At 60.7% G+C, this 20150-nt stretch carries 22 protein-coding genes; 4 read left to right on the top strand and 18 right to left on the bottom strand.

Annotated features, from left to right (window positions below):
* Window positions 1–31: 31 nt before the first annotated feature.
* A complete protein-coding gene (locus tag EC915_RS12680; RefSeq protein ID WP_133750877.1) occupies window positions 32–1042 on the top strand; it encodes an AI-2E family transporter in 1011 nt (336 codons plus the stop codon).
* Window positions 1043–1258: 216 nt separating this feature from the next.
* Here EC915_RS12680 and EC915_RS12675 read toward each other — a convergent pair whose 3' ends face one another.
* Window positions 1259–2524, bottom strand: a complete 1266-nt coding sequence (locus EC915_RS12675; RefSeq protein WP_133750876.1) for an Hsp70 family protein — start codon at window positions 2522–2524, stop codon at window positions 1259–1261.
* A 296-nt stretch (window positions 2525–2820) separates the two neighbouring features.
* On the opposite strand from EC915_RS12675, the gene cbpA reads away from it, so the two are divergent.
* Window positions 2821–3783, top strand: coding sequence for a curved DNA-binding protein (cbpA, locus tag EC915_RS12670; protein ID WP_133750875.1), 963 nt, complete (start codon window positions 2821–2823; stop codon window positions 3781–3783).
* Between the two features lie 2 nt (window positions 3784–3785).
* The gene (locus EC915_RS12665) at window positions 3786–4085 is read left to right on the top strand and encodes a chaperone modulator CbpM (protein WP_133750874.1); all 300 of its coding nucleotides are present in this window, start codon (window positions 3786–3788) and stop codon (window positions 4083–4085) included.
* Between the two features lie 128 nt (window positions 4086–4213).
* On the opposite strand, the gene EC915_RS12660 is transcribed toward EC915_RS12665, so the two are convergent.
* The 12 genes from EC915_RS12660 to urtA all read right to left on the bottom strand — a co-directional run bounded on the left by EC915_RS12660 (window position 4214) and on the right by urtA (window position 16124).
* The gene (locus EC915_RS12660; RefSeq protein WP_133750873.1) at window positions 4214–5347 is read right to left on the bottom strand and encodes a sensor histidine kinase KdpD; all 1134 of its coding nucleotides are present in this window, start codon (window positions 5345–5347) and stop codon (window positions 4214–4216) included.
* A gap of 263 nt (window positions 5348–5610) precedes the next feature.
* Window positions 5611–7311: an urease subunit alpha gene (gene ureC, locus EC915_RS12655; protein WP_133750872.1), complete on the bottom strand. Its 1701-nt coding sequence runs from the start codon at window positions 7309–7311 to the stop codon at window positions 5611–5613.
* Window positions 7312–7534: 223 nt separating this feature from the next.
* On the bottom strand, window positions 7535–7840 hold the full coding sequence (locus EC915_RS12645; RefSeq protein ID WP_133750870.1) for an urease subunit beta: 306 nt from the start codon (window positions 7838–7840) through the stop codon (window positions 7535–7537).
* On the bottom strand, window positions 7837–8373 hold the full coding sequence (locus EC915_RS12640) for a GNAT family N-acetyltransferase (RefSeq protein WP_133750869.1): 537 nt from the start codon (window positions 8371–8373) through the stop codon (window positions 7837–7839). The genes EC915_RS12645 and EC915_RS12640 overlap by 4 nt, the downstream gene beginning before the upstream one ends.
* 48 nt (window positions 8374–8421) lie before the next feature.
* Window positions 8422–8973 carry a GNAT family N-acetyltransferase gene (locus EC915_RS12635; RefSeq protein ID WP_133750868.1) on the bottom strand — a complete coding sequence of 184 codons (552 nt, stop codon included), beginning with the start codon at window positions 8971–8973 and terminating at the stop codon, window positions 8422–8424.
* A gap of 28 nt (window positions 8974–9001) precedes the next feature.
* Window positions 9002–9304, bottom strand: coding sequence for an urease subunit gamma (locus EC915_RS12630; protein ID WP_081563993.1), 303 nt, complete (start codon window positions 9302–9304; stop codon window positions 9002–9004).
* A gap of 154 nt (window positions 9305–9458) precedes the next feature.
* Window positions 9459–10304: an urease accessory protein UreD gene (locus tag EC915_RS12625; RefSeq protein WP_133750867.1), complete on the bottom strand. Its 846-nt coding sequence runs from the start codon at window positions 10302–10304 to the stop codon at window positions 9459–9461.
* An 86-nt stretch (window positions 10305–10390) separates the two neighbouring features.
* Window positions 10391–11089, bottom strand: a complete 699-nt coding sequence (urtE, locus tag EC915_RS12620) for an urea ABC transporter ATP-binding subunit UrtE (RefSeq protein ID WP_133750866.1) — start codon at window positions 11087–11089, stop codon at window positions 10391–10393.
* A 67-nt stretch (window positions 11090–11156) separates the two neighbouring features.
* A complete protein-coding gene (gene urtD, locus EC915_RS12615) occupies window positions 11157–12023 on the bottom strand; it encodes an urea ABC transporter ATP-binding protein UrtD (RefSeq protein ID WP_133750865.1) in 867 nt (288 codons plus the stop codon).
* Window positions 12020–13099, bottom strand: coding sequence for an urea ABC transporter permease subunit UrtC (gene urtC, locus EC915_RS12610; protein WP_133750864.1), 1080 nt, complete (start codon window positions 13097–13099; stop codon window positions 12020–12022). The genes urtD and urtC overlap by 4 nt, the downstream gene beginning before the upstream one ends.
* The gene (urtB, locus tag EC915_RS12605; protein WP_133750863.1) at window positions 13099–14688 is read right to left on the bottom strand and encodes an urea ABC transporter permease subunit UrtB; all 1590 of its coding nucleotides are present in this window, start codon (window positions 14686–14688) and stop codon (window positions 13099–13101) included. Before urtB ends, urtC begins: the two co-directional genes overlap by 1 nt.
* Window positions 14689–14858: 170 nt before the next feature.
* The gene (gene urtA, locus EC915_RS12600; protein ID WP_133750862.1) at window positions 14859–16124 is read right to left on the bottom strand and encodes an urea ABC transporter substrate-binding protein; all 1266 of its coding nucleotides are present in this window, start codon (window positions 16122–16124) and stop codon (window positions 14859–14861) included.
* Between the two features lie 137 nt (window positions 16125–16261).
* Here urtA and EC915_RS25270 point away from each other — a divergent pair, with 137 nt between their 5' ends.
* A complete protein-coding gene (locus EC915_RS25270) occupies window positions 16262–16396 on the top strand; it encodes a hypothetical protein (protein WP_256658722.1) in 135 nt (44 codons plus the stop codon).
* A 114-nt stretch (window positions 16397–16510) separates the two neighbouring features.
* Here the strand turns inward: EC915_RS25270 and EC915_RS12595 are convergent, their stop codons facing one another.
* The 5 genes from EC915_RS12595 to EC915_RS12575 all read right to left on the bottom strand — a co-directional run bounded on the left by EC915_RS12595 (window position 16511) and on the right by EC915_RS12575 (window position 20147).
* Entirely contained in the window at window positions 16511–17884 is a 1374-nt protein-coding gene (locus tag EC915_RS12595) for a PepSY domain-containing protein (RefSeq protein ID WP_133750861.1), read from the bottom strand.
* Window positions 17885–17968: 84 nt separating this feature from the next.
* Window positions 17969–18415, bottom strand: coding sequence for a DUF2946 domain-containing protein (locus tag EC915_RS12590; RefSeq protein ID WP_372237896.1), 447 nt, complete (start codon window positions 18413–18415; stop codon window positions 17969–17971).
* A gap of 38 nt (window positions 18416–18453) precedes the next feature.
* Window positions 18454–18927: a copper chaperone PCu(A)C gene (locus EC915_RS12585; protein ID WP_133750859.1), complete on the bottom strand. Its 474-nt coding sequence runs from the start codon at window positions 18925–18927 to the stop codon at window positions 18454–18456.
* A 53-nt stretch (window positions 18928–18980) separates the two neighbouring features.
* Window positions 18981–19397, bottom strand: a complete 417-nt coding sequence (locus EC915_RS12580; RefSeq protein WP_166650976.1) for a DUF2946 domain-containing protein — start codon at window positions 19395–19397, stop codon at window positions 18981–18983.
* A 9-nt stretch (window positions 19398–19406) separates the two neighbouring features.
* The gene (locus tag EC915_RS12575) at window positions 19407–20147 is read right to left on the bottom strand and encodes a cobalt-precorrin-6A reductase (protein WP_133750857.1); all 741 of its coding nucleotides are present in this window, start codon (window positions 20145–20147) and stop codon (window positions 19407–19409) included.
* Between the last annotated feature and the right edge of the window lie 3 nt (window positions 20148–20150).

Genomic DNA, 20150 nt, shown 5'->3' with positions numbered 1-20150 from the left:
CGTCTTTTCAAACCGCTCGTTTTGAGGCTGTATGCCAACGTTTTCGCCGCGTCATGTGTATCTGGCCAGCTGCATTCTTGTGTTCGTTGGTCTGCTTCTGGTGTTACCCCTCAAACTGCTGCCCAGCCTGCTCGCAGGCTTGCTGGTGTACGAACTGGTCGACATGCTCACGCCGCAGCTGCAACGCCTGATCGCAGGTGAACGCGCGCGTTGGCTGGCCGTGGCACTGCTGGGCACGCTGGTGGTCAGCGTGCTCGCGCTATTGTTTGCCGGTGCGATCAGTTTTGTTCTGCATGAAGCCGAAAACCCAGGGGCGTCGCTGGATAAATTCATGATTCTGGTGGACCGCGCCCGTGGGCAGCTGCCGCCGTTCATCGACGGGTATCTGCCGGCCAGTGCCACCGAGTTTCAGGTCTCCCTCAGCGCCTGGTTGACCAAACACATTGGCGAGCTGCAATTGCTGGGCAAGGGTGCCGCGCATATGTTCGTGACGCTGCTGATCGGCATGGTGCTCGGGGCGATCATCGCGCTGCAACGCATTCCCGACGTCACCAAACGCAAGCCACTGGCGGCGGCGCTGTTCGAGCGTCTGCATCTGCTGAGTCAGGCGTTCCGCAACATTGTTTTCGCGCAGATCAAAATCTCGCTGCTGAACACGGCGTTCACGTCGATTTTCCTGGCTGTGATCCTGCCGTTGTGCGGTGTGCACCTGCCGTTGACCAAAACCCTGATCGTTCTGACGTTCCTCTTGGGCTTGCTGCCGGTAGTGGGCAACCTGATGTCCAACACGCTGATCTTCATCGTCGGCATGTCGCTGTCGATCTGGGTAGCGCTGGCGGCGCTGGGCTATCTGATCGTGATCCACAAGGTCGAGTACTTTCTCAACGCGCGCATCGTTGGCGGGCAGATCAGCGCCAAGTCGTGGGAGTTGCTGTTGGCCATGTTGATCTTCGAAGCGGCATTCGGCCTGCCGGGCGTGGTGGCGGGGCCGATCTATTACGCGTACTTAAAGAGTGAGCTGCGCAAGGTCGAGCTGGTTTGACAGGCGTCGCCTAACCCCTGTGCAAGCGAGTTCATTCGCTCCTACAGGTCCTGGCTTTCTCTCAAGTATCGGGTCATGCCTTGATGATCGTACCCACGCTCTGCGTGGGCACGCGGTGACGACGTTTGGCGTCGATAGGGCGCGGAGCGTTCTGGCCGGCATTCCCAAGTTGAGCGTGGGTACGATCAGGGCAGAGTCAGAGGCGTATTGTGCCCCTCAGCCGTAGCGCTTCTTCGCCTCGATCGCCAGACCGCTGCCGATACTGCCGAAGATATTGCCTTCCACATGCCGTGCCTTGGGCAGCATGGCTGCGACGCTGTTGCGCAGTGCGGGGATGCCGCTGGAGCCACCGGTGAAGAACACGGTGTCGACGTCGGTCACGCCCACGCCTGCATTGCTCAACAGGCGTGTCACGCTTTCACGCACGCGCTGCAGCAGCGAGTCGATTGACGATTCGAACAGCTTGCGCGTCAGATCGACACTCAACCCGGCTTCGACGCGGTCCATCGGCACCAGGCGATGTTCAGCATGGGTGAGCTGAATCTTGGTTTCTTCCACTTCCATCGCCAGCCAGTGCCCGGCGCGCTGCTCGATCAGCTTGAACAGGCGATCGATGCCCTGCGTATCTTCGATGTCGTAACGCATGCTGCCCAATGCCAGCTGCGACTTTTGCGAATACACCGAGTTGATGGTGTGCCAGGTCGCCAGGTTGATGTGCGTACTGGTGGGCATGTAGGCGCCGCTTTTCATCCGGCTGCCGTAGCCGAAAAGCGGCATTACGCCTTGCAGGCTGAGTTGTTTGTCGAAATCGGTACCGCCGATGTGTACCCCGCCGGTGGCGAGGATGTCGCTTTGGCGGTCCTCGATCAGACGCCGTTGCGGCGACAGGCGCACCAACGAGAAGTCCGACGTACCACCGCCGATATCGACGATCAGCACCAGTTCTTCGCGCTCCAGTGTCGACTCGTAGTCGAATGCTGCGGCAATCGGTTCGAACTGGAATGAAACATCCTTGAAGCCAATCTTGCGCGCCACCTCGGCCAGCGTGTCTTCGGCCTCCTGATCGGCGGCAGCATCGTCGTCGACGAAATGCACCGGACGGCCCAGTACCACCTGCTCGAACGTATGACCGGCAGCGGCTTCGGCGCGCTTTTTCAGCTCGCCGATGAACAGCCCCAGCAAGTCCTTGAACGGCATGGCCGTGCCCAGCACGCTGGTGTCGTGCTTGATCAGCTTGGAGCCCAGCAGGCTCTTGAGCGAGCGCATCAGCCGGCCTTCATAGCCTTCGAGGTATTCGTGCAACGCCAGGCGACCGTAGGCCGGGCGGCGCTCTTCGATATTGAAGAAGACCACCGAAGGCAGGGTGATCTTGTCGTCCTCCAGCGCGATCAGCGTTTGCGCTCCGGGACGCAGCCAGCCGACCGTGGAGTTGGAGGTGCCGAAATCGATGCCGACGGCACGGGCTGGGGTTGGGGTGCTCATGTTTTACGTTCCGGTTAAAAAAAACGGCCGCGCAGTGTATGCGAGTGCGCGGGGAATTCGTAGCGCGCTGTCGGGTTTTTCTGTCCAGGTATGTCGTTTTTAAACATGCACCTTGAATCCTGGGGCAACACCCCCAATCTTGCAGGCAACTCTCATTGCACATGGCCGGTTTGGAAACTGTTTCAAGCTCGTGAAGCTGTGTGCCGATAACCTTGCAACATTCAGCGCGGTCGACGTTCTCATTCGATGATGCGGAGCGCAGTTGTGCTGGATGATCCGGAATGGGTGACCGTTAGATGGACTTCAAAGACTATTACAAGATTCTTGGCGTAGAGCCGACGGCGGACGAGAAGACAATCAAGACCGCCTATCGCAAGCTGGCGCGCAAGTATCACCCCGACGTCAGCAAAGAGACTGGCGCGGAAGACAAATTCAAAGAGGCCTCCGAGGCTTACGAAGCGCTGAGCGATCCTGAGAAGCGCGCGGAGTACGACGACATCCGCAAATACGGCCAGCAGGGTCGTTTCCAGCCGCCTCCGGGCTGGCAGGGGCGTGGTGGTGCGGGTGCAGGGCCAGGCTTCGGCGGCGGCGCCAACTTCGAGAACGGGGATTTTTCCGACTTCTTCAGTTCGATTTTCGGCAATCGAGGCGGTCAGCAGGGCGGACGTGCGCGCAGCACGGGGCGTCGAGGACAGGATGTGGAAATGGAATTGGCGGTCTTCCTCGAGGAAACCCTCTCGACCGAGTCGAAGAAGATCAGCTTCAAGGTGCCGCAGCACGGCGCCAGCGGCCAGCGCATGGCGGATATCACCAAAACCCTGAACGTGAAGATTCCGGCCGGGGTCACCGATGGCGAACGTATCCGTCTCAAGGGGCAGGGCGCGCCCGGTATGGCCGGTGGCGAAAATGGCGATCTGTTCCTGAGCATTCGTCTGGCGCCGCACCCCAGGTTCGACGTCGAAGGCCATGACCTGATCATCACCGTGCCGCTGGCACCGTGGGAGGCCGCCTTGGGCGCGAAGGTCGCTGTTCCGACCCTGACCGGCAAGATCAACCTGACCATTCGTCCGGACAGCCAGAGCGGCCAGCGATTGCGCGTCAAGGGCAACGGTCTGTTGAACAAACAGGGCCAGCGCGGTGACCTCTTCGCACAGTTGAAGATCGTCATGCCCAAGTCCACCGATGATGCTACCAAGGCCCTGTGGAAAACACTGGCCGAGAAGGCCGCTTTCGATCCGAGGGCTCAATGGAGTAACTGATCATGAGCAACACCCTGGTCGTAGACATGCAAGAGTTCTGTCAGGTAATCGATATGCCGGTCGCCTACGTGATCGAGCTCGTCGAGCACGGCATCGTCGAACCCCAGGGCGTGAGGCCGGATCAGTGGCTGTTCGATACCTATTCGCTTTCGGTCGCCAAGCGTGCGGTCAAGCTGCATCGCGACCTGGCGATGGAGTGGGATGGCGTGGCACTGGCATTGAATCTGTTGGACGAGCTTGAGCAAGTGCGGTCTGAGAATCGCATGCTCAAGCAGCGGCTGGGGCGCTTTGTCGAGGATTGAGCAAATCGGGGCACGTTCTATATCAGGCCAACGGCGTTGGCCGGTTTTACTGCCGTTGCGCGCCAGATCGTGAGCAAGCTTGCGCCTACGGCCTTCGGCCAGAACCAACAGCTCGATGGGCGTTAGCGTCAGGCCTTCTTCGGCAACACCACAGTAAATGTGGTCCCGTCCCCAAAATTCGATGTCACGGTGATGCTCCCGCCGTGGGCGTTGACCACTTCCTTGACGATGAACAGGCCCAGGCCCAGGCTGGTCGATGGATTGCGGGTGCCTGCCTGTGCGTTGAGCGAGCGCACCAGCGGGTCGAAAATACTGCCAATCGCTTCCTCTGCGATGGGCTCGCCATCGTTATGTACAGACAGGCTGACGTGATTCTCGCCACCGATCAGCGTGACGCTGATCCTGTGTGTCGCCGCGCCGTGCTGCAAGGCATTACCAATCAGGTTTTGCAGCATTTGATCGATTCGCGCGCGATCCCATTCACCTTGGGTGTTGCCCCAGATGGTGAATACGGGATCGCAATCCGGATGGCCGGCGCTGGCTGCATCGATGGCATCGCGGCAGGCAGTGGTCATTTCCATCGGTTGACGTTCAATGGGCAAGGTCGCGCCCAGACGGGTACGCACGAACTCCAGCAGGTCGCTGACCATGGTCGACATGTGTCGACCGCTGCTCTTGATGCGTTGGATAAAGGCCCTGTCCGCTTCGCTGATACTTGCCCTACGCATCAGGATTTCCGAAGACATGCCGATCGCCTGCAGTGGCGCACGCAGGTCGTGACCCAGAATGGCGAGAAAGATATCTCGCGAACGATTCACACGTTCGGCATACACGGCGGTGGATTCGGCCAGGGCTTCGTCGATGGCCTCGTTGAAACGGACCATGTCGGTAAAGTGGGCGCCCTGCGGCGATGTCAGGCTTTCCGTCCAGAAGCGGATCACCGTGGCACGCAGATGACGGAACTCGGAAGTCATCTGCACCAGATCGAAGCCAACGATATGCCGTAATTCGCCGTGGCTCGCTGCTGCCTGATCGAGGCTTGGGGTTGTACCGAGCTCCTCGCCCTGGGCCTTTGCGATCTGCTCGGCCCTGGTCTGCGCGGTGTTCATATCACGCGCGGCAGCCAGAAGGATGGCTTTGGCGTGATCCCGTAAATCCGCACTGCTCAGGGTTTGCGCCGCAGGCGTCAACGTAGCCGCGAACCTTTCCCATTCATCGACGATACGGTCCGCATTCTGAACAATGAAGTCGGAAAGACGCATGGGGAACAACCTTGCTGGCATGGCGCTGAGTAAAAGTGCCGCCATCTTAACGCCATGTTGTTGCCGGAAGAACAACGGAATGGACGCTTGGTTCATTAATATCACGCGGACCTGTTGCAGTGAGCGGGCTCACGAATGCGCCTGGGCCGTCACATCGAAGGTGACTGACATGACGTATTGGCGGGCAAGCTCACTCCCGCTGGGTGATGTGTAATGCTGAGCGACAGCGCGCAACCGCTTCCGTAAACGTGCCCGCAGCCCCCTTAAAACAGGAAATACCGCTGCGCCATCGGCAATACGTCCGCGGGCTCGCACCACAACAGTAGGCCGTCGGCCTTGACCTGATAAGTCTGCGGGTCGACGTCGATGTCAGGCAGGTAATCGTTATGAATGAGGTCGGCCTTGGTCACGCTGCGGCAGCCTTTGACCACGCCGATCTGCTTCCTCAGCCCCAGTTGCGCCGGTACGCCGGCATCGAATGCCGCCTGGCTGATGAAGGTCAGGCTGCTGGCGTGCAGTGAACTGCCATAGCTGGCGAACATCGGTCGGTAGTGGACGGGCTGCGGCGTCGGAATCGAGGCGTTGGCGTCGCCCATCAAACTGGCCGCGATGGAGCCGCCCTTGAGAATCAGGGTTGGTTTGACGCCGAAGAATGCCGGACGCCAGAGCACCAGATCCGCCCATTTACCCACTTCGATCGAACCTACTTCGTGGCTGATGCCGTGGGTAATCGCCGGGTTGATGGTGTATTTGGCGATGTAGCGTTTGGCGCGGAAGTTGTCGTTGCCTTCGCCGTCACCCGGCAGCGGGCCGCGTTGGCGCTTCATTTTGTCGGCGGTCTGCCAGGTGCGCATGATCACTTCGCCAACGCGGCCCATGGCCTGGCTGTCGGAACTGAGCATCGAAAACGCGCCCAGGTCATGCAGGATGTCTTCGGCAGCGATGGTCTCGCGACGAATGCGGCTCTCGGCGAAGGCCACGTCCTCGGCGATGCTCGGGTCCAGGTGATGGCAGACCATCAGCATGTCCAGGTGCTCGTCGATGGTGTTGCGGGTGAACGGCCGGGTCGGGTTGGTCGAACTCGGCAGCACGTTAGGGAAGCCGCACGCCTTGATGATGTCCGGCGCGTGTCCGCCACCGGCGCCTTCGGTGTGGTAGGTGTGGATGGTGCGGTTCTTGAACGCGCCCAGCGTGGTTTCGACGAAGCCGGACTCGTTCAGGGTGTCGGTGTGGATCGCCACCTGCACGTCGTACTGGTCGGCAACACTCAGGCAGTTGTCGATGGCCGCGGGCGTGGTGCCCCAATCTTCGTGCAGCTTAAGGCCAATGGCACCGGCCTTGACCTGCTCGATCAGTGGCTCGGGCACGCTGACGTTACCCTTGCCGGTGAAGCCGATGTTCATCGGGAACGCTTCGGCGGCCTGCAGCATGCGCATCATGTGCCATTTGCCAGGGGTAACCGTAGTGGCATTGGTGCCGGTGGCGGGGCCTGTGCCGCCGCCGATCATGGTGGTGACGCCACTCATCAGCGCCTCTTCGATCTGCTGCGGGCAGATGAAGTGAATGTGCGTGTCGACACCGCCTGCGGTGAGGATCATGCCTTCCCCGGCGATAATCTCGGTGGCGGCACCGATGGCAATGGTCACATCCGGCTGGATATCCGGGTTGCCTGCCTTGCCGATAGCGGCGATGCGTCCGTCCTTGAGGCCGACGTCGGCTTTGACGATGCCCCAGTGATCGATGATCAGCGCGTTGGTGATCAGCGTGTCGACGACCTCGGCGGCCGGCAATTGGCCCTGGCCCATGCCATCTCGAATGACCTTGCCGCCGCCGAATTTCACTTCCTCGCCGTACGTGGTGAAGTCCTTCTCGACTTCGATCCACAGTTCGGTGTCCGCCAGACGCACACGGTCGCCGACGGTAGGGCCGAACATGTCGGCGTAGGCTTGTCTGGAAATTTTCATGTGCATGCCTTGAGATTCAATGATCGTTCCCACGCTCTGCGTGGTAACGCATCCCGTGACGCTGTGCGTCACAACAACGGACGCGGAGCGTCCAGTCAGGCGTTCCCACGCAGAGCGTGGGAACGATCAGGTAGAAGCGGCAAGCTTCAAGCGACAAGTAAAGCGAGTCGCAGGCGCTGTGGGCTGCTGGGTCTTGCTGCTCGTGGCTCATAGCTTGTTGCTGTTAAAGGTCGCCCATAATGCTTCCCGCAAACCCGAAAACTCGCCTCAACCCGGCCAAATCCACCAGTTCGACCTCCCGTCCCTGCCCCGGCTCGAAGCGCACGGCAGTCCCCGCCGGGATGTTCAGGCGCATGCCGCGGCTGGCGGCACGGTCGAAGGTGAGGGCGTCGTTGGTTTCGAAGAAGTGGAAATGCGAACCCACCTGAATCGGCCGGTCTCCGCTGTTGGCAACGCTGAGGGTGATGGTCCGGCGCCCTGCATTGAGCTCGATCTCGCCGGGCTGGATCTGGTATTGACCAGGAATCATGCGCTCTTCCTCGACAGTAACTTGTAGTAAATGGCAGTAGGGTGATAGTCGCCCTGCGGGTTACAGGCGTAGTCCGGGAGTTTGCCGGACAGTTCATAACCCAACCCTCGATAGAAATCTTCGGCGGGGGATCCGGCCTCGGTGTCCAGATACAGCAACCCGCGTTTGTGCTGAACGGCAGCCTGCTCAACCGCCTGCATCAGTTGTGTGGCCAGGCCGTGGCGGCGGGCTTGATGCAGCACCAGCAGCTTCTGTACTTCTGCGCGATTCAGGCCGTTGGCCTTCTGGCACAACGCCAACTGCACCGTGGCCAGCACCTGCTCCTCCTGAACCACCACCCACAGCAGCAGGTTGCCTTGCGCGACCTGGGTCTTCACCTCTTCCCAATAACGGCTGGCCTGATCGGCATCCACATCGGCCATGAAGCCCACGGACGCGCCTCGCTGCACGGCATCGAGCAACAGCGCCGCCAGACCGTGGCGGTAATGCGCAAAGCTTTCACTGGTGACATGTCGCAACTGGGCAGTATTCATGTGGGCTTTCCTTGCAGAGAAGAATCAGGGCTTAAGGGTTGCTCTGGTTTATTTTTCAGACGCTTGCGACGGGGCTCGCGAGGGTGGGGCATCAGCGCCGGGCGACAGGTCCAGTTGCATGAACGTCAGGTCCAGCCAGCGACCGAACTTGGTGCCGACCTGCGGCATCTGTCCGGTCACGATGAAGCCTTGGCGCTCGTGCAGACGAATGGATGCGCTATTGCCGCTCTCGATGGCCGCGACCATCACGTGCTTGTCACAGGTCCTGGTGCGTTCGATCAGCGCCTTCATCAGCAACGGACCCAGCCCCTTGCCGCGTTGGTCGTGGCGAACGTAGACCGAATGCTCGACGGTATGGCGAAAGCCTTCGAACGGGCGCCAGTCGCCGAACGACGAATAGCCCAGCACCCGAGCGTCGCTGTCGACGGCCAGCAGAATCGGATAGCCCTGAGCCTGGCGGGCGGTGAACCAGGCTTGGCGATTGGCCAGGTCCACGGGCTGCTCATTCCAGATCGCCGTGGTGTTGAGCACCGCGTCGTTGTAGATGTCCAGCACTTCAGGCATGTCAGTCAGCAGCGCGTCACGAATCGTATACGTCATGTTCGTCTTCACTTGTCCGCAAGGTGGTTCAGGCAATGGGCTGATGCACAGTGACCAGCTTGGTGCCGTCCGGGAAGGTGGCTTCGACCTGGATTTCCGGGATCATTTCCGGGATGCCTTCCATCACCTGTTCACGGGTCAGCAGGGTGGTGCCGTAGTGCATCAGTTCCGCTACCGTCTGTCCGTCGCGCGCGCCTTCCAGCAGGGCCGCGGAGATAAAGGCCATGGCTTCCGGGTAGTTAAGCTTCAGACCCCGAGCCAGCCGCCGCTCGGCAACCAGGCCTGCGGTGAAAATCAGCATCTTGTCTTTTTCGCGTGGAGTCAGGTCCATGTTGTTTCCGTTTCAAATCGGTTGGGGGTGTTGCCCTGTTCAAATTTTCGTTGCCTGAACGATCTTTCTCGAATGACTTCGCTTTCTCTCAGTTGAATCAAATCCCTGTGGGTGCGGACTCATTCGCGATCACCTCGGTTCAGCTAACCCAAAGTCAGGTACTCCAGATTCTCGGCGCCACCGCTTCTCTTCCCAACAGGGCAGGGCGCAGCAGCTTCCACAATTCGATCAGCCAGGCCCTTGCATGCAGGGCTTCTTCAGCCAGACAACGGGCAACGACCAGCCCCGGTAACTGGCTCAGGTCGCCGCGCACGGGCGCATGCTCAGCCACCTGGCGGCAGCGCTCCATCAGTTCGACATCGATTTCTCCGCTCACGATGAGCGTCGCGAACACCGGCTTGCCACCAAGACCGACCGGCGAGTCCAGCAGCCCGTCGTTACCTTGGATACGCTGGCGCTCGTGCCAGAGTAATTTGCCGTCGCGACGAATATTCAGATGCGCCTGAAAATGCCCTTGATCGAAACGCTCGCCACTGGCCGGGCGCCCGAGCGCGACCACATCCCAGTAAAACATCCGGGCGTCGCCTTCAAGCTCGATGCGTGTGGTCAGTTCGGCCTTGGCCTCGCTGAAGACGATGGTCTCCTGCGGCAGCCACTCCAGCGTAGCGCCTGCAGCGACTTTCAGATCCAGTTGCTGATAGGCAGGGCTCGCCGCTCGGTACCACTTGGCTGCGCCGGGGCTGGTCAGCTGCGCCCAGGCACCAGGACCGACGCTGGCGCTGATGTCCAGTCGATCACCCCCGGCAATCCCGCCCGGCGGGTGGACGATGATGTGCTGGCAGACGTGCGGGCCTTCGGCATACAGGTGTTTCTGCACCCGTAGCGGACCTTTGTGGCGCCGTTGAGTCGGGCGAGTGGTGTCACCGAAACGCCCATAGCCCAGCTCCAGCTCGGCGTGCCAGTTGGGGGTGAACAGGGCGGTGTGGGCAGGAAGGTTCATAGGCTCTATACGAAAAGTGGCTGCGCTCGGTGACGCTGCGTTAAAACAGACCCGCAATGCTCATTTACAACACGTAAATCGGTGCGTCAAATGGTGACCAGACCGCGCACGCCTTCGGTCTCCATGTTCTTGCCGCGACCTTGCTGAACGATCTCGCCACGTGACATGACGATGTACTGGTCGGCCAGTTCAGCGGCGAAGTCGTAGAATTGCTCCACCAGCAGGATAGCCATGTCGCCGCGGGCTGCGAGCTTTTTGATCACTGCCCCGATCTCCTTGATCACCGACGGCTGAATGCCCTCGGTGGGTTCGTCCAGAATCAGCAGGCGGGGGCGACTGGCCAAGGCGCGGCCGATTGCCAGTTGTTGCTGCTGCCCGCCGGACAGATCACCGCCACGTCGCTGCTTCATCTGCAGCAACACAGGGAACAGCTCATAGATAAAAGCAGGCACTTCCCTGGCGTCCTTCGCGCCGAAGCGGGAAAGTCCCATCAGCAGGTTTTCCTCCACCGTCAGACGCCCGAAAATCTCCCGGCCCTGCGGCACATAAGCGATACCGGACTGTACACGCTGATGAGGCTTGAAGCGGGTAATCGGCTGGCCTTCCCACTGCACCACGCCTTCTTTGGCGGGCAACAGGCCCATCAGCACCTTGAGCAAAGTGGTCTTGCCCACCCCGTTTCGCCCCAGCAGGCATGTGACTTCGCCGATCTTCGCATCGAAGGACAGACCGCGCAGGATATGGCTGCCGCCGTAATATTGGTGAAGCTTTTCTACTTGCAGCATGTTCGATTCTCCCAGTGATCGTTCCCATGCTCTGCGTGGAACGATCGAACGCTCCTACAGCCAGAATTCAACGTCCCAAATAAACCTCGATCACCCGCTCATCGGCCTGTACGTCTTCCAGCGAGCCCTCGGCCAGTACGCTGCCTTGGTGCAGCACGGTCACGTGGTCGGCGATGGTGCCGACGAAGCCCATATCGTGCTCGACCACCATCAGCGAGTGCCTGCCGGCAAGGCTCTTGAACAGCTCGGCGGTGAACTCGGTTTCGGCGTCGGTCATGCCCGCTACAGGCTCATCGAGCAACAGCAACTGCGGGTCCTGGACCAGCAGCATGCCGATTTCCAGAAACTGCTTCTGCCCGTGGGACAGCAACCCTGCCGGACGCGACATCGAAGCGGTCAGGCGGATGGTGTCCAGCACCTCGTCAATGCGCGAGCGTTGCTCGCCATTGAGTCTGGCGCGCAGGCTGGCCCACACCGATTTGTCGGTCTTCTGCGCCAGCTCCAGGTTTTCGAATACGCTCAGCGCCTCGAAAACAGTGGGTTTCTGAAACTTGCGGCCGATACCCGCTTGCGCAATCTGCACTTCGCTCATCCGGGTCAGGTCCAGGGTCTCGCCGAACCAGGCTGTGCCGTGGCTGGGGCGAGTCTTGCCGGTGATCACGTCCATCAGCGTGGTCTTGCCCGCGCCGTTGGGGCCGATGATGCAGCGCAACTCGCCGACGCCGATGTACAGGTTCAGGTCGTTGAGCGCCTTGAAACCGTCGAAGCTGACGCTGATGTTTTCCAGGGTCAGGATGGTGCCGTGGCGGGTGTTCAGGCCTTGGCCGGCGAGCTGTCCCAGACCGATGGCGTCGCGACTGGTACCGGCGTCACTGTTTGGATGAAGAGTCGGATCCAGCATCGGGTCGAATGCCGGAGTCGGAGAGCTTTTCATGGTTCGCCCCTTTTCCTGATCAGTCCAATCACGCCTTTGGGCAGGTACAACGTCACCACGATGAACAGCGCGCCAAGGAAAAACAGCCAATATTCGGGAAACGCCACGGTGAACCAGCTCTTCATGCCGTTGACCACTCCTGCGCCGAGCAGTGGGCCAATAAGCGTGCCGCGTCCGCCAAGGGCCACCCAGACAGCGGCTTCGATGGAGTTGGTCGGCGACATTTCGCTCGGGTTGATGATCCCGACCTGCGGCACGTACAGCGCGCCTGCCAGACCGCACAACACCGCGCTCAAGACCCAGACGAACAGCTTGAAACCGCGAGGGTCGTAGCCGCAGAACATCAGGCGGTTTTCCGCATCACGCACCGCGGTCAGCACCCGACCGAACTTGCTGCATGCCAGGCGCCAGCCGACGAACAAACTGCCCGCCAGCAGCGCCACGGTCAGCAGGAACAACACCGCACGGGTACCCTGGGAGGTGATGCTGAAGCCCAGAATGCTACGAAAGTTGGTGAAGCCGTTGTTGCCGCCGAAGCCGGTCTCGTTGCGGAAGAACAGCAGCATCCCGGCGAAGGTCAGGGCCTGGGTCATGATCGAGAAATACACGCCCTTGATCCGCGAGCGAAAGGCGAAGAAGCCGAACACCAGCGCCAGCAGCCCCGGCGCAAGCACCACCAGGCACATGGCCCAGAGGAAGTGCTCGGTGCCGACCCAGTACCACGGCAGCTCGGTCCACGACAGAAAGGTCATGAACGCGGGAAGGCTGTCACCTGACGCTTCGCGCATCAGGTACATGCCCATGGCGTAACCGCCGAGGGCGAAGAACAGGCCATGCCCCAGCGACAGCAGCCCCGCGTAACCCCAGACCAGATCCAGGGCCAGCGCAACGATGGCGTAGCAGAGAATCTTGCCCAGCAGCGTCAGGGTGTAGGCCGACACTTGCAGGCCGTTGCTTTCGGGCAACAGTGAGAGCAGTGGCAACGCGATCAACACGGCAAGGATAATCACCCCTACCGAGATCGTGACGTGGGTGCCAGCGCGTTGCGCGGCGGTAACCATCAGTGGCTGATTCATCAGTCGATCACCCGTCCTTTGAGCGCGAACAGCCCTTGCGGACGTTTCTGGATAAACAGAATGATCAGCGCCAGGATCAGGATCTTGCCCAGTACTGCGCCAATTTGCGGTTCGAGAATCTTGTTGGCGATGCCCAGCCCGAAGGCCGCCGTCACGCTACCGGCCAGTTGCCCGACACCGCCGAGCACCACCACCAGGAACGAATCAATGATGTAGCTCTGGCCCAGATCAGGGCCGACGTTGCCGATCTGACTCAGCGCCACGCCACCCAGCCCGGCAATGCCGGAGCCCAGCCCGAAAGCCATCATGTCGATGCGCCCGGTGGGCACGCCGCAGCAGGCGGCCATGTTGCGGTTCTGCGTGACCGCGCGCACGTTCAGGCCCAAGCGGGTCTTGTTGAGCAGCAGCCAAGTCAGCACTACCACGAACAGCGCAAAGGCAATGATGATGATCCGGTTGTAGGGCAGCACCAGATTGGGCAGCACCTGAATCCCGCCGGACAGCCACACGGGGTTGGCCACTTCGACGTTCTGCGCGCCGAACAGCACGCGAATCAGCTGGATCAGCATCAGGCTGATGCCCCAGGTCGCAAGCAGGGTTTCCAGAGGGCGACCGTACAAGTGCCGAATCACCGTGCGTTCCAGCGCCATGCCGATACAGGCCGTAACGAAAAACGCCACCGGCAGCGCCACCAGCGGGTAGAACTCGATGGCGCCGGGGGCGTAGCGCTGAAACATGATCTGCACCACGTAAGTCGCATAGGCGCCAAGCATCAGCATCTCGCCGTGGGCCATGTTGATGACGCCCAGCAAACCGAAGGTGATCGCCAGGCCCAGCGCTGCCAGCAGCAGGATCGATCCCAGCGAAATACCGCTGAATACCTGACCGAGCACTTCACCGATCATTAGTTTGCGCTTGACCTGAGCCAGGCTGGTTTCAGCGGCCAGGCGCACGGTCGGGTCGGTTTCGACGTTGGGTTCGAGCAGGTTTTCCAGGCGCGTGCGGGCCAGCGGGTCGCCGGTTTCACCGAGCAAGCGTACAGCGGCCAGACGCACCGTCGGGCTGCTGTCCACCAGTTGCAGATTGGCCAGCGCAAGGTTCAGCGCTGAGTGCACGGCAGCGTCTTGCTCGCTCGCCACTTGCTGCATGAGCAATGACAACTGAGCGGGGCGTGCGCTTTTTTGCAAGGTCAGCGCGGCCGTCAAGCGCAGCCTGGCATCCGCGGCGAGCAATTGATGGCTGGCCAGGGCGGTTTCCACCAGGCCGCGCAGACGGTTGTTCAGGCTGAGCGTTTCAGGCTCATCGGGGTCGGGGGCATCGGCCAATGCCGGCGCACCCGGATCAACCGGGGTGAAGGTGTCGCCATTCTGGATGAACGCGCGATGGCTGCTGTCGACGGCCACGCGGCCTTCCTGTAGCGCAACCAGCCATTCAATACGCGCAGGGTCGGGTTTGGCGGCCCAGGCTTCCAGCAATTGGGCACGTTCGGAAGATTCGGCCGCGGCAAAGTCGCCGGCTTCGCTGGCATGAGCTGCGACAGGCAGCAACAGGCTCAGGGCGAGCATGAGGCGATAGAGACGTCTGGGCATATCGGTGTCCTGAAAGCACCCGCATGACTGGGTGGCCATGCGCGGATGCTGATCGTTCCCACGCTCGGCGTGGGTATGCATTCCCTGACGCTCGGCGTCATCCGGTGACAGACGCGGAGCGCCCAAGGCTCAGTTCCCACGCGTAGCATGGGAACCATCAGGGGCTGGTATCAGTTGCTCTTCACCGCATGGTCAGGCTTCTTGTCGTTGCCTTCGATGTACGGGCTCCATGGCTGGGCGCGGATCGGCTCTGTGGTTTTCCACACCACGTTGAACTGACCGTCAGCCTTGATCTCGCCGATCATCACCGGCTTGTGCAGGTGGTGGTTGGTCTTGTCCATTTCCAGAGTGAAACCCGATGGTGCAGCGAAGGTCTGGCCAGCCATCGCTTCGCGAACTTTATCCACATCGGTGGACTTGGCTTTCTCTGCTGCCTGCGCCCACATGTGGATGCCCACGTAAGTGGCTTCCATCGGGTCGTTGGTCACGGCTTTGTCGGCGTTCGGCAGGTTGTGCGCCTTGGCGTAGGCTTTCCAGTCAGCGACGAATTGGCTGTTGACCGGGTTCTTCACCGATTCGAAGTAGTTCCACGCGGCCAGGTTGCCCACCAGCGGTTTGGTGTCCACGCCACGCAGTTCTTCTTCGCCCACCGAGAACGCCACCACCGGCACGTCGGTCGCCTTGAGGCCCTGATTACCCAGTTCCTTATAGAAGGGCACGTTGGAGTCGCCATTGACGGTCGATATCACAGCGGTTTTGCCGCCTGCGGAGAACTTTTTGATGTTGGCCACGATGGTCTGGTAATCGGCATGGCCAAACGGGGTGTAGACCTCTTCGATGTCGCTGTCCTTCACGCCTTTGGAGTGCAGGAACGAACGCAGGATCTTGTTGGTGGTGCGCGGGTAGACGTAGTCGGTGCCCAGCAGGAAGAAGCGCTTGGCCGCGCCGCCGTCTTCGCTCATGAGGTACTCGACCGCAGGAATCGCCTGCTGGTTAGGTGCCGCGCCGGTGTAGAACACGTTCGGCGACATTTCCTCACCCTCGTACTGCACCGGGTAGAACAGCAGACCGTTAAGTTCTTCGAACACCGGCAGTACCGATTTACGCGACACCGAGGTCCAGCACCCGAACACCACCGCGACTTTGTCCTGAGTGATCAGCTGGCGCGCCTTTTCAGCGAACAGCGGCCAGTTGGATGCCGGGTCAACCACCACCGCCTCCAGTTTCTTGCCGTTGACGCCGCCTTTGGCGTTGATCTCGTCGATGGTCATCAGCGCCATGTCCTTGAGCGAAGTCTCGGAGATGGCCATGGTGCCGGACAAAGAATGAAGGATGCCGACCTTGATGGTGTCTGCGGCCTGCGCGGTCCAGCTAAGGCCCATGGCGGCGATCGATGCGGATAAAGTGAAGGCTTTAAGCAAACTGCGACGCTTCATTGGCGGGCTCCATTCTTTGATTTTTGGCATGACTGCTGTTGGCAATGCAGAAACGGGATCTGCATAGGCTTTAGCAAAGGCTGGGCCAAGGCCGGAACGGTCGCAAAATCAATGCAAGGCGTCGGCAGATCAAAAGGGTGCGCACCAATCTGGGCTGTGGTCAGGCGGGCGGTGCAGCGTGCGCGCCGATCTGGTGCGTGAGGTTGTCCGGGGTGACCGTTTTCTATCCGGGACGGATGCAGCGTCTGGCTGCAGTCGGGCTTGCCGAGTGAAAGGCGCGAGTGGCCAGAGAAGTGGAAATAAGAAAGGGCGGGGCCTGAAACCGGAAATGAGGAGGAATTCATCACTAAACCACTCAAGAGGTTCCAGGCCCCGCAGGACGCAATCTAAGCTGTTGTCGTCGATTTGGCAAAGTGCGTAAGAGCTAGCCGATCCAGCAGCCATACGACCAGCATCGAAATCCCGACGAGCGGGAAGGCGGCGCCCAGTGCAATCATCACTGCGGTCGCGATTTTCCAGCGTGGTAAGGCGTGTCGCAGCGGTGGAACACCGAAGCCGTTTTGCGGCCGACGCTTCCACCAGATCACGATGCCGCTCACTGAGCTGAGCAGCACCATCAGACAGATGATCAGGATCACCAACTGATTCAGCCAGCCGAACATTTTGCCTTCGTGCAGCATTACCCCCAGTTCGGTGGCTTTGGAGACGGCGCTGTAATTGTCATAACGCACATCAGCGAGCACCTTGCCGCTGTATTGATCGACATGCAGGGTGGCGTCGTTGTGCGGGTCGTCCGCGAACACCGATACCGTGAATACACCGTCAGCGGTTTTCGGTTGGGTAATGCTGTAGCCGGGCTCGATTTTGCGCTCTCTGGCGATATCGACGACTTGCTGCAACGTGATTGCGGGCGCGGCAGGTGCGCTGGACATGCCCGCGTGATGCATATGCTCACCATGTTCGCCAGAGGACACCGGCATGGGCGTGTTCTCCATCGCCCAGGGAACGGTCTGCACGCTGGCCGTATTCAGTTCGCCTGCCTGTTTTTCAGACGTGGGCACGTCGTTCCACATCGCTGCCGGAAACGTATTCCACACATCCGCATACGCCTTGCCCCACAGCCCGGTCCAGGTCATACCGCTCAGGAGCATGAACAGCAGTGCCACCGAGCCCCAGAAGCCGATGACCGCGTGCAGGTCGCGCCACAGTAGGCGTCCGCGAGCAGAGAAGCGTGGCCAGAGCACGCCCGCTGACGAGCGCCCCCTCGGCCACCATAGGTACAGGCCAGAAACCACCAGTACGACGCCCCAACCGGCAGCCAACTCCACCAGACGATCGCCCAGCGTGCCGATCATCAACTCGCCGTGAAGCTCCCGGGCCATGGCTTGCAGATTGTTGCTGGCGTCCTGGGTACCGAGGATCTTGCCGTTGTAGGGATCAATGAACAGGTTCACGTCACGACCGTCCTGCCTGACCACGAACTGCGCGCTGCTTTGTGCATTCACAGGTGGCAGGTATTTGCTGATCAGCACGTTGGGGTAGGCGTCGAGTACCCGCTGTTGCTGCGCATCGGCGCTGAGGAGGTGATGAGCGGGGTTGACTGTCAGCAAGTCGCTGTACATCAGCGAATCGAGCTGCGGTTTGAACAGGTAAACGATGCCCGTCAGCGACAGGACGATCATGAACGGCGCGACGAACAGCCCGGCATAAAAATGCCAGCGCCACGCCAGGTTATAGAACGACACGTTGGGTTTGGACATGGTGAAACGCTCCCGTCAGGGATAAGCACGGCGCAGCACGCTGGCACCCTAAGGGCCGCCAGCGTGTACGAATCTTTTCAAGGTTCAGGCGGCGGCAGGAAACGGCGGGGCGCGGCTGCGTGCGTTGGGAAATACAGCGTGCCGAGCATGGCCCTGACTCGGGGCTGCATTGTAGAAATCGGCAGGTGTCGGCGGCACAGGGGCCGCAACGGCCAGGGTTCGAGTCAGCGCCGGGCAGCTGAAAAGCAGCGTGCAATAGCCGCATTTGGCCCAGAGCACGTGATCGACGCCAGCCGTTTCAACGGAGTTTGCGTGATGTCCGCGGTGTTCGGGGGCCGACATGTCCATTGGCTGCGACATGTCCATGTCCGCAGCCATCGACACGGATGGCGGCGTGCCCGTGTGATGCTCCATCGGCATTGATTGCGATATCAGCGGGCCGATGAAGATCATCAGCATGGCGAACAGGCTCAGCCACACACCCGACTGCTTGCGGGGGGCGGGGATTTTACGGCTGCTCATCGCGGATATGCGCTGCAAAGGCGTTCAGCTTCGACGATCAAGATCGATCAATGGTTATGGGGCGGGGCATCGTCAGGCGCCTGTTTCTGCACGATGACCTGAACGCTCAGGTCACCGGCTTTCTCGAAGTGAAGGGTCAGCGGGAAGGTCTGACCGGTTGTCAGTTTCGAGCGATCTTTCAGGTCCAGCAGCATGACGTGGTAAGCCATGGGCGCAAATGTCAGTGTGCCGGCTGCTGGCACGTCTACGGTCTCGACCTGCTGCATCTTCATCAGGCCGTCTTGGTTTACATGCTCATGCAGCTGGGCGGCGCCTGCGATCGGGCTGTCGACGCTGATCAGCCGATCGGCCTGCGTCCCTGTGTTGCGGATGACGAAATAAGCCGCGACCGTGGGTGCGTTTGGCGGCAACTCCATCGACCAGGCGTGGGCAATGGACAGTTGGCCGTTTTCACTCTCATGAGCTTCAACGAGGCAGACGGGCAGCAGCAGGGCGGCCAGCAACAGAATCTTCTTCAACATGGGTGGGAGCCTCAAAGCCATTCAGATACGCAATGTGCAGCGCGAACGAACGATCAGACTCGAGGTGAGGCGCGGGGATTGAGGTTGGGCCACAGCACCCGCGCAGGTGCGTGAATGACCAGCACGGCATTTGGCAAGCGCAGGGGCTGAACGAGCATGATGAAACCCGGTTGATTACCCGCCGGCACCGCCACCATCGACAGCGCCCCGGAACAACACCGGCAATGCTGCATGAGGACAGGGTCGTTACGATCAGGGTTGCGTTGATCCACCGGCGCGATGGTTATTGCCACCAGACGTGTCCCGCCGCCGCTGCACAGGCTGCCCCCAACGAGTTGATCACCCTGCGTACGCGGCATGGTCGGTGTCATGGGCATCATCAGCATGCCGAACAGCAGCGCAAAACACGCCACCCAGGCAAAGGCACGGCGTCGTTCAAGGCTGATGATTTTCTTTTGTTGTTGGTTCATGTCGGCCATTTAGCCTGAATGGCCGACAGATGTAAAAAGCTCCAATCCCTTCAACACCTCTCCCACACTCCAAAACTCCCGATCCACCCCCGCCAACACTGGCCGCTTCAGAACCAACAGTGGCACTCCACGCTCCCGCGCCACTTCAAGCTTCGGCTCGGTCGCCGTGCTGCCGCTGTTCTTGCTGATCAGCACATCGATGCTGCGGCGCTCGAACAGTGCGCGCTCACCTTCAAGGTTGAAAGGGCCACGAGCACCGATGATTTCGCAGCGTTCGTTGCCGGGGTAGCTGTCGAGGGCACGGAGGGTCCAGAACTGATGCGTGGGGACCTCATGCAAATGTGCGAGCGGCTCGCGGCCCAGGGTGAACAACGGCCGCTTGAAGGGGGCCAGGGCCGTGATCAGCGCTGCCCAGTCAGCGACCTCGCGCCAGTCGTCGTGGGGACCGGCTTGCCATGCCGGGCGGCGTAGGGCCCAGCAAGGAATGCCCGCCAGTTTCGCGGCGCTCGCGGCGTGCTGACTGATCTGAGCCGCGTAGGGATGGGTTGCATCGAGGATAAGACGGATGCCTTCGTCTCGCACGAACTGCGCCAGCCCTTCAGCGCCGCCGTATCCGCCGACGCGCACCTCACAGCGTAGATCGCTCGGTACTCGCCCGACACCTGCCAGACTGTAGATATGGCGAGGCCCCAGCGTACGGGCGATGGCCAGCGCTTCCGTGATCCCGCCCAGCAACAGAACGCGTTTCACTGT

This window comes from Pseudomonas sp. LP_7_YM, from assembly GCF_004364435.1.
In the GTDB taxonomy this organism is placed as follows: Bacteria; Pseudomonadota; Gammaproteobacteria; order Pseudomonadales; family Pseudomonadaceae; genus Aquipseudomonas.
Note: the sequence above shows the minus strand (reverse complement) of the source record. Positions and strands in the feature narration are given on the sequence as shown.

Coding starts and splice junctions, on each gene's coding strand:
- EC915_RS12625 (WP_133750867.1), bottom strand. CDS start 10,304: ATGAACCTTCCTGCCCACACCGCCCTGTTCACCCCCAACTGGCACGCC.
- urtA (WP_133750862.1), bottom strand. CDS start 16,124: ATGAAGCGTCGCAGTTTGCTTAAAGCCTTCACTTTATCCGCATCGATC.
- urtC (WP_133750864.1), bottom strand. CDS start 13,099: ATGAATCAGCCACTGATGGTTACCGCCGCGCAACGCGCTGGCACCCAC.
- EC915_RS12675 (WP_133750876.1), bottom strand. CDS start 2,524: ATGAGCACCCCAACCCCAGCCCGTGCCGTCGGCATCGATTTCGGCACC.
- cbpA (WP_133750875.1), top strand. CDS start 2,821: ATGGACTTCAAAGACTATTACAAGATTCTTGGCGTAGAGCCGACGGCG.
- EC915_RS12580 (WP_166650976.1), bottom strand. CDS start 19,397: ATGAACCAACAACAAAAGAAAATCATCAGCCTTGAACGACGCCGTGCC.
- EC915_RS12665 (WP_133750874.1), top strand. CDS start 3,786: ATGAGCAACACCCTGGTCGTAGACATGCAAGAGTTCTGTCAGGTAATC.
- EC915_RS12645 (WP_133750870.1), bottom strand. CDS start 7,840: ATGATTCCTGGTCAATACCAGATCCAGCCCGGCGAGATCGAGCTCAAT.
- EC915_RS12660 (WP_133750873.1), bottom strand. CDS start 5,347: ATGCGTCTTTCCGACTTCATTGTTCAGAATGCGGACCGTATCGTCGAT.
- EC915_RS12635 (WP_133750868.1), bottom strand. CDS start 8,973: ATGACGTATACGATTCGTGACGCGCTGCTGACTGACATGCCTGAAGTG.
- EC915_RS12595 (WP_133750861.1), bottom strand. CDS start 17,884: ATGTCCAAACCCAACGTGTCGTTCTATAACCTGGCGTGGCGCTGGCAT.
- ureC (WP_133750872.1), bottom strand. CDS start 7,311: ATGAAAATTTCCAGACAAGCCTACGCCGACATGTTCGGCCCTACCGTC.
- EC915_RS12585 (WP_133750859.1), bottom strand. CDS start 18,927: ATGTTGAAGAAGATTCTGTTGCTGGCCGCCCTGCTGCTGCCCGTCTGC.
- EC915_RS12630 (WP_081563993.1), bottom strand. CDS start 9,304: ATGGACCTGACTCCACGCGAAAAAGACAAGATGCTGATTTTCACCGCA.
- urtD (WP_133750865.1), bottom strand. CDS start 12,023: ATGAAAAGCTCTCCGACTCCGGCATTCGACCCGATGCTGGATCCGACT.
- EC915_RS12640 (WP_133750869.1), bottom strand. CDS start 8,373: ATGAATACTGCCCAGTTGCGACATGTCACCAGTGAAAGCTTTGCGCAT.
- urtB (WP_133750863.1), bottom strand. CDS start 14,688: ATGCCCAGACGTCTCTATCGCCTCATGCTCGCCCTGAGCCTGTTGCTG.
- EC915_RS12680 (WP_133750877.1), top strand. CDS start 32: ATGCCAACGTTTTCGCCGCGTCATGTGTATCTGGCCAGCTGCATTCTT.
- urtE (WP_133750866.1), bottom strand. CDS start 11,089: ATGCTGCAAGTAGAAAAGCTTCACCAATATTACGGCGGCAGCCATATC.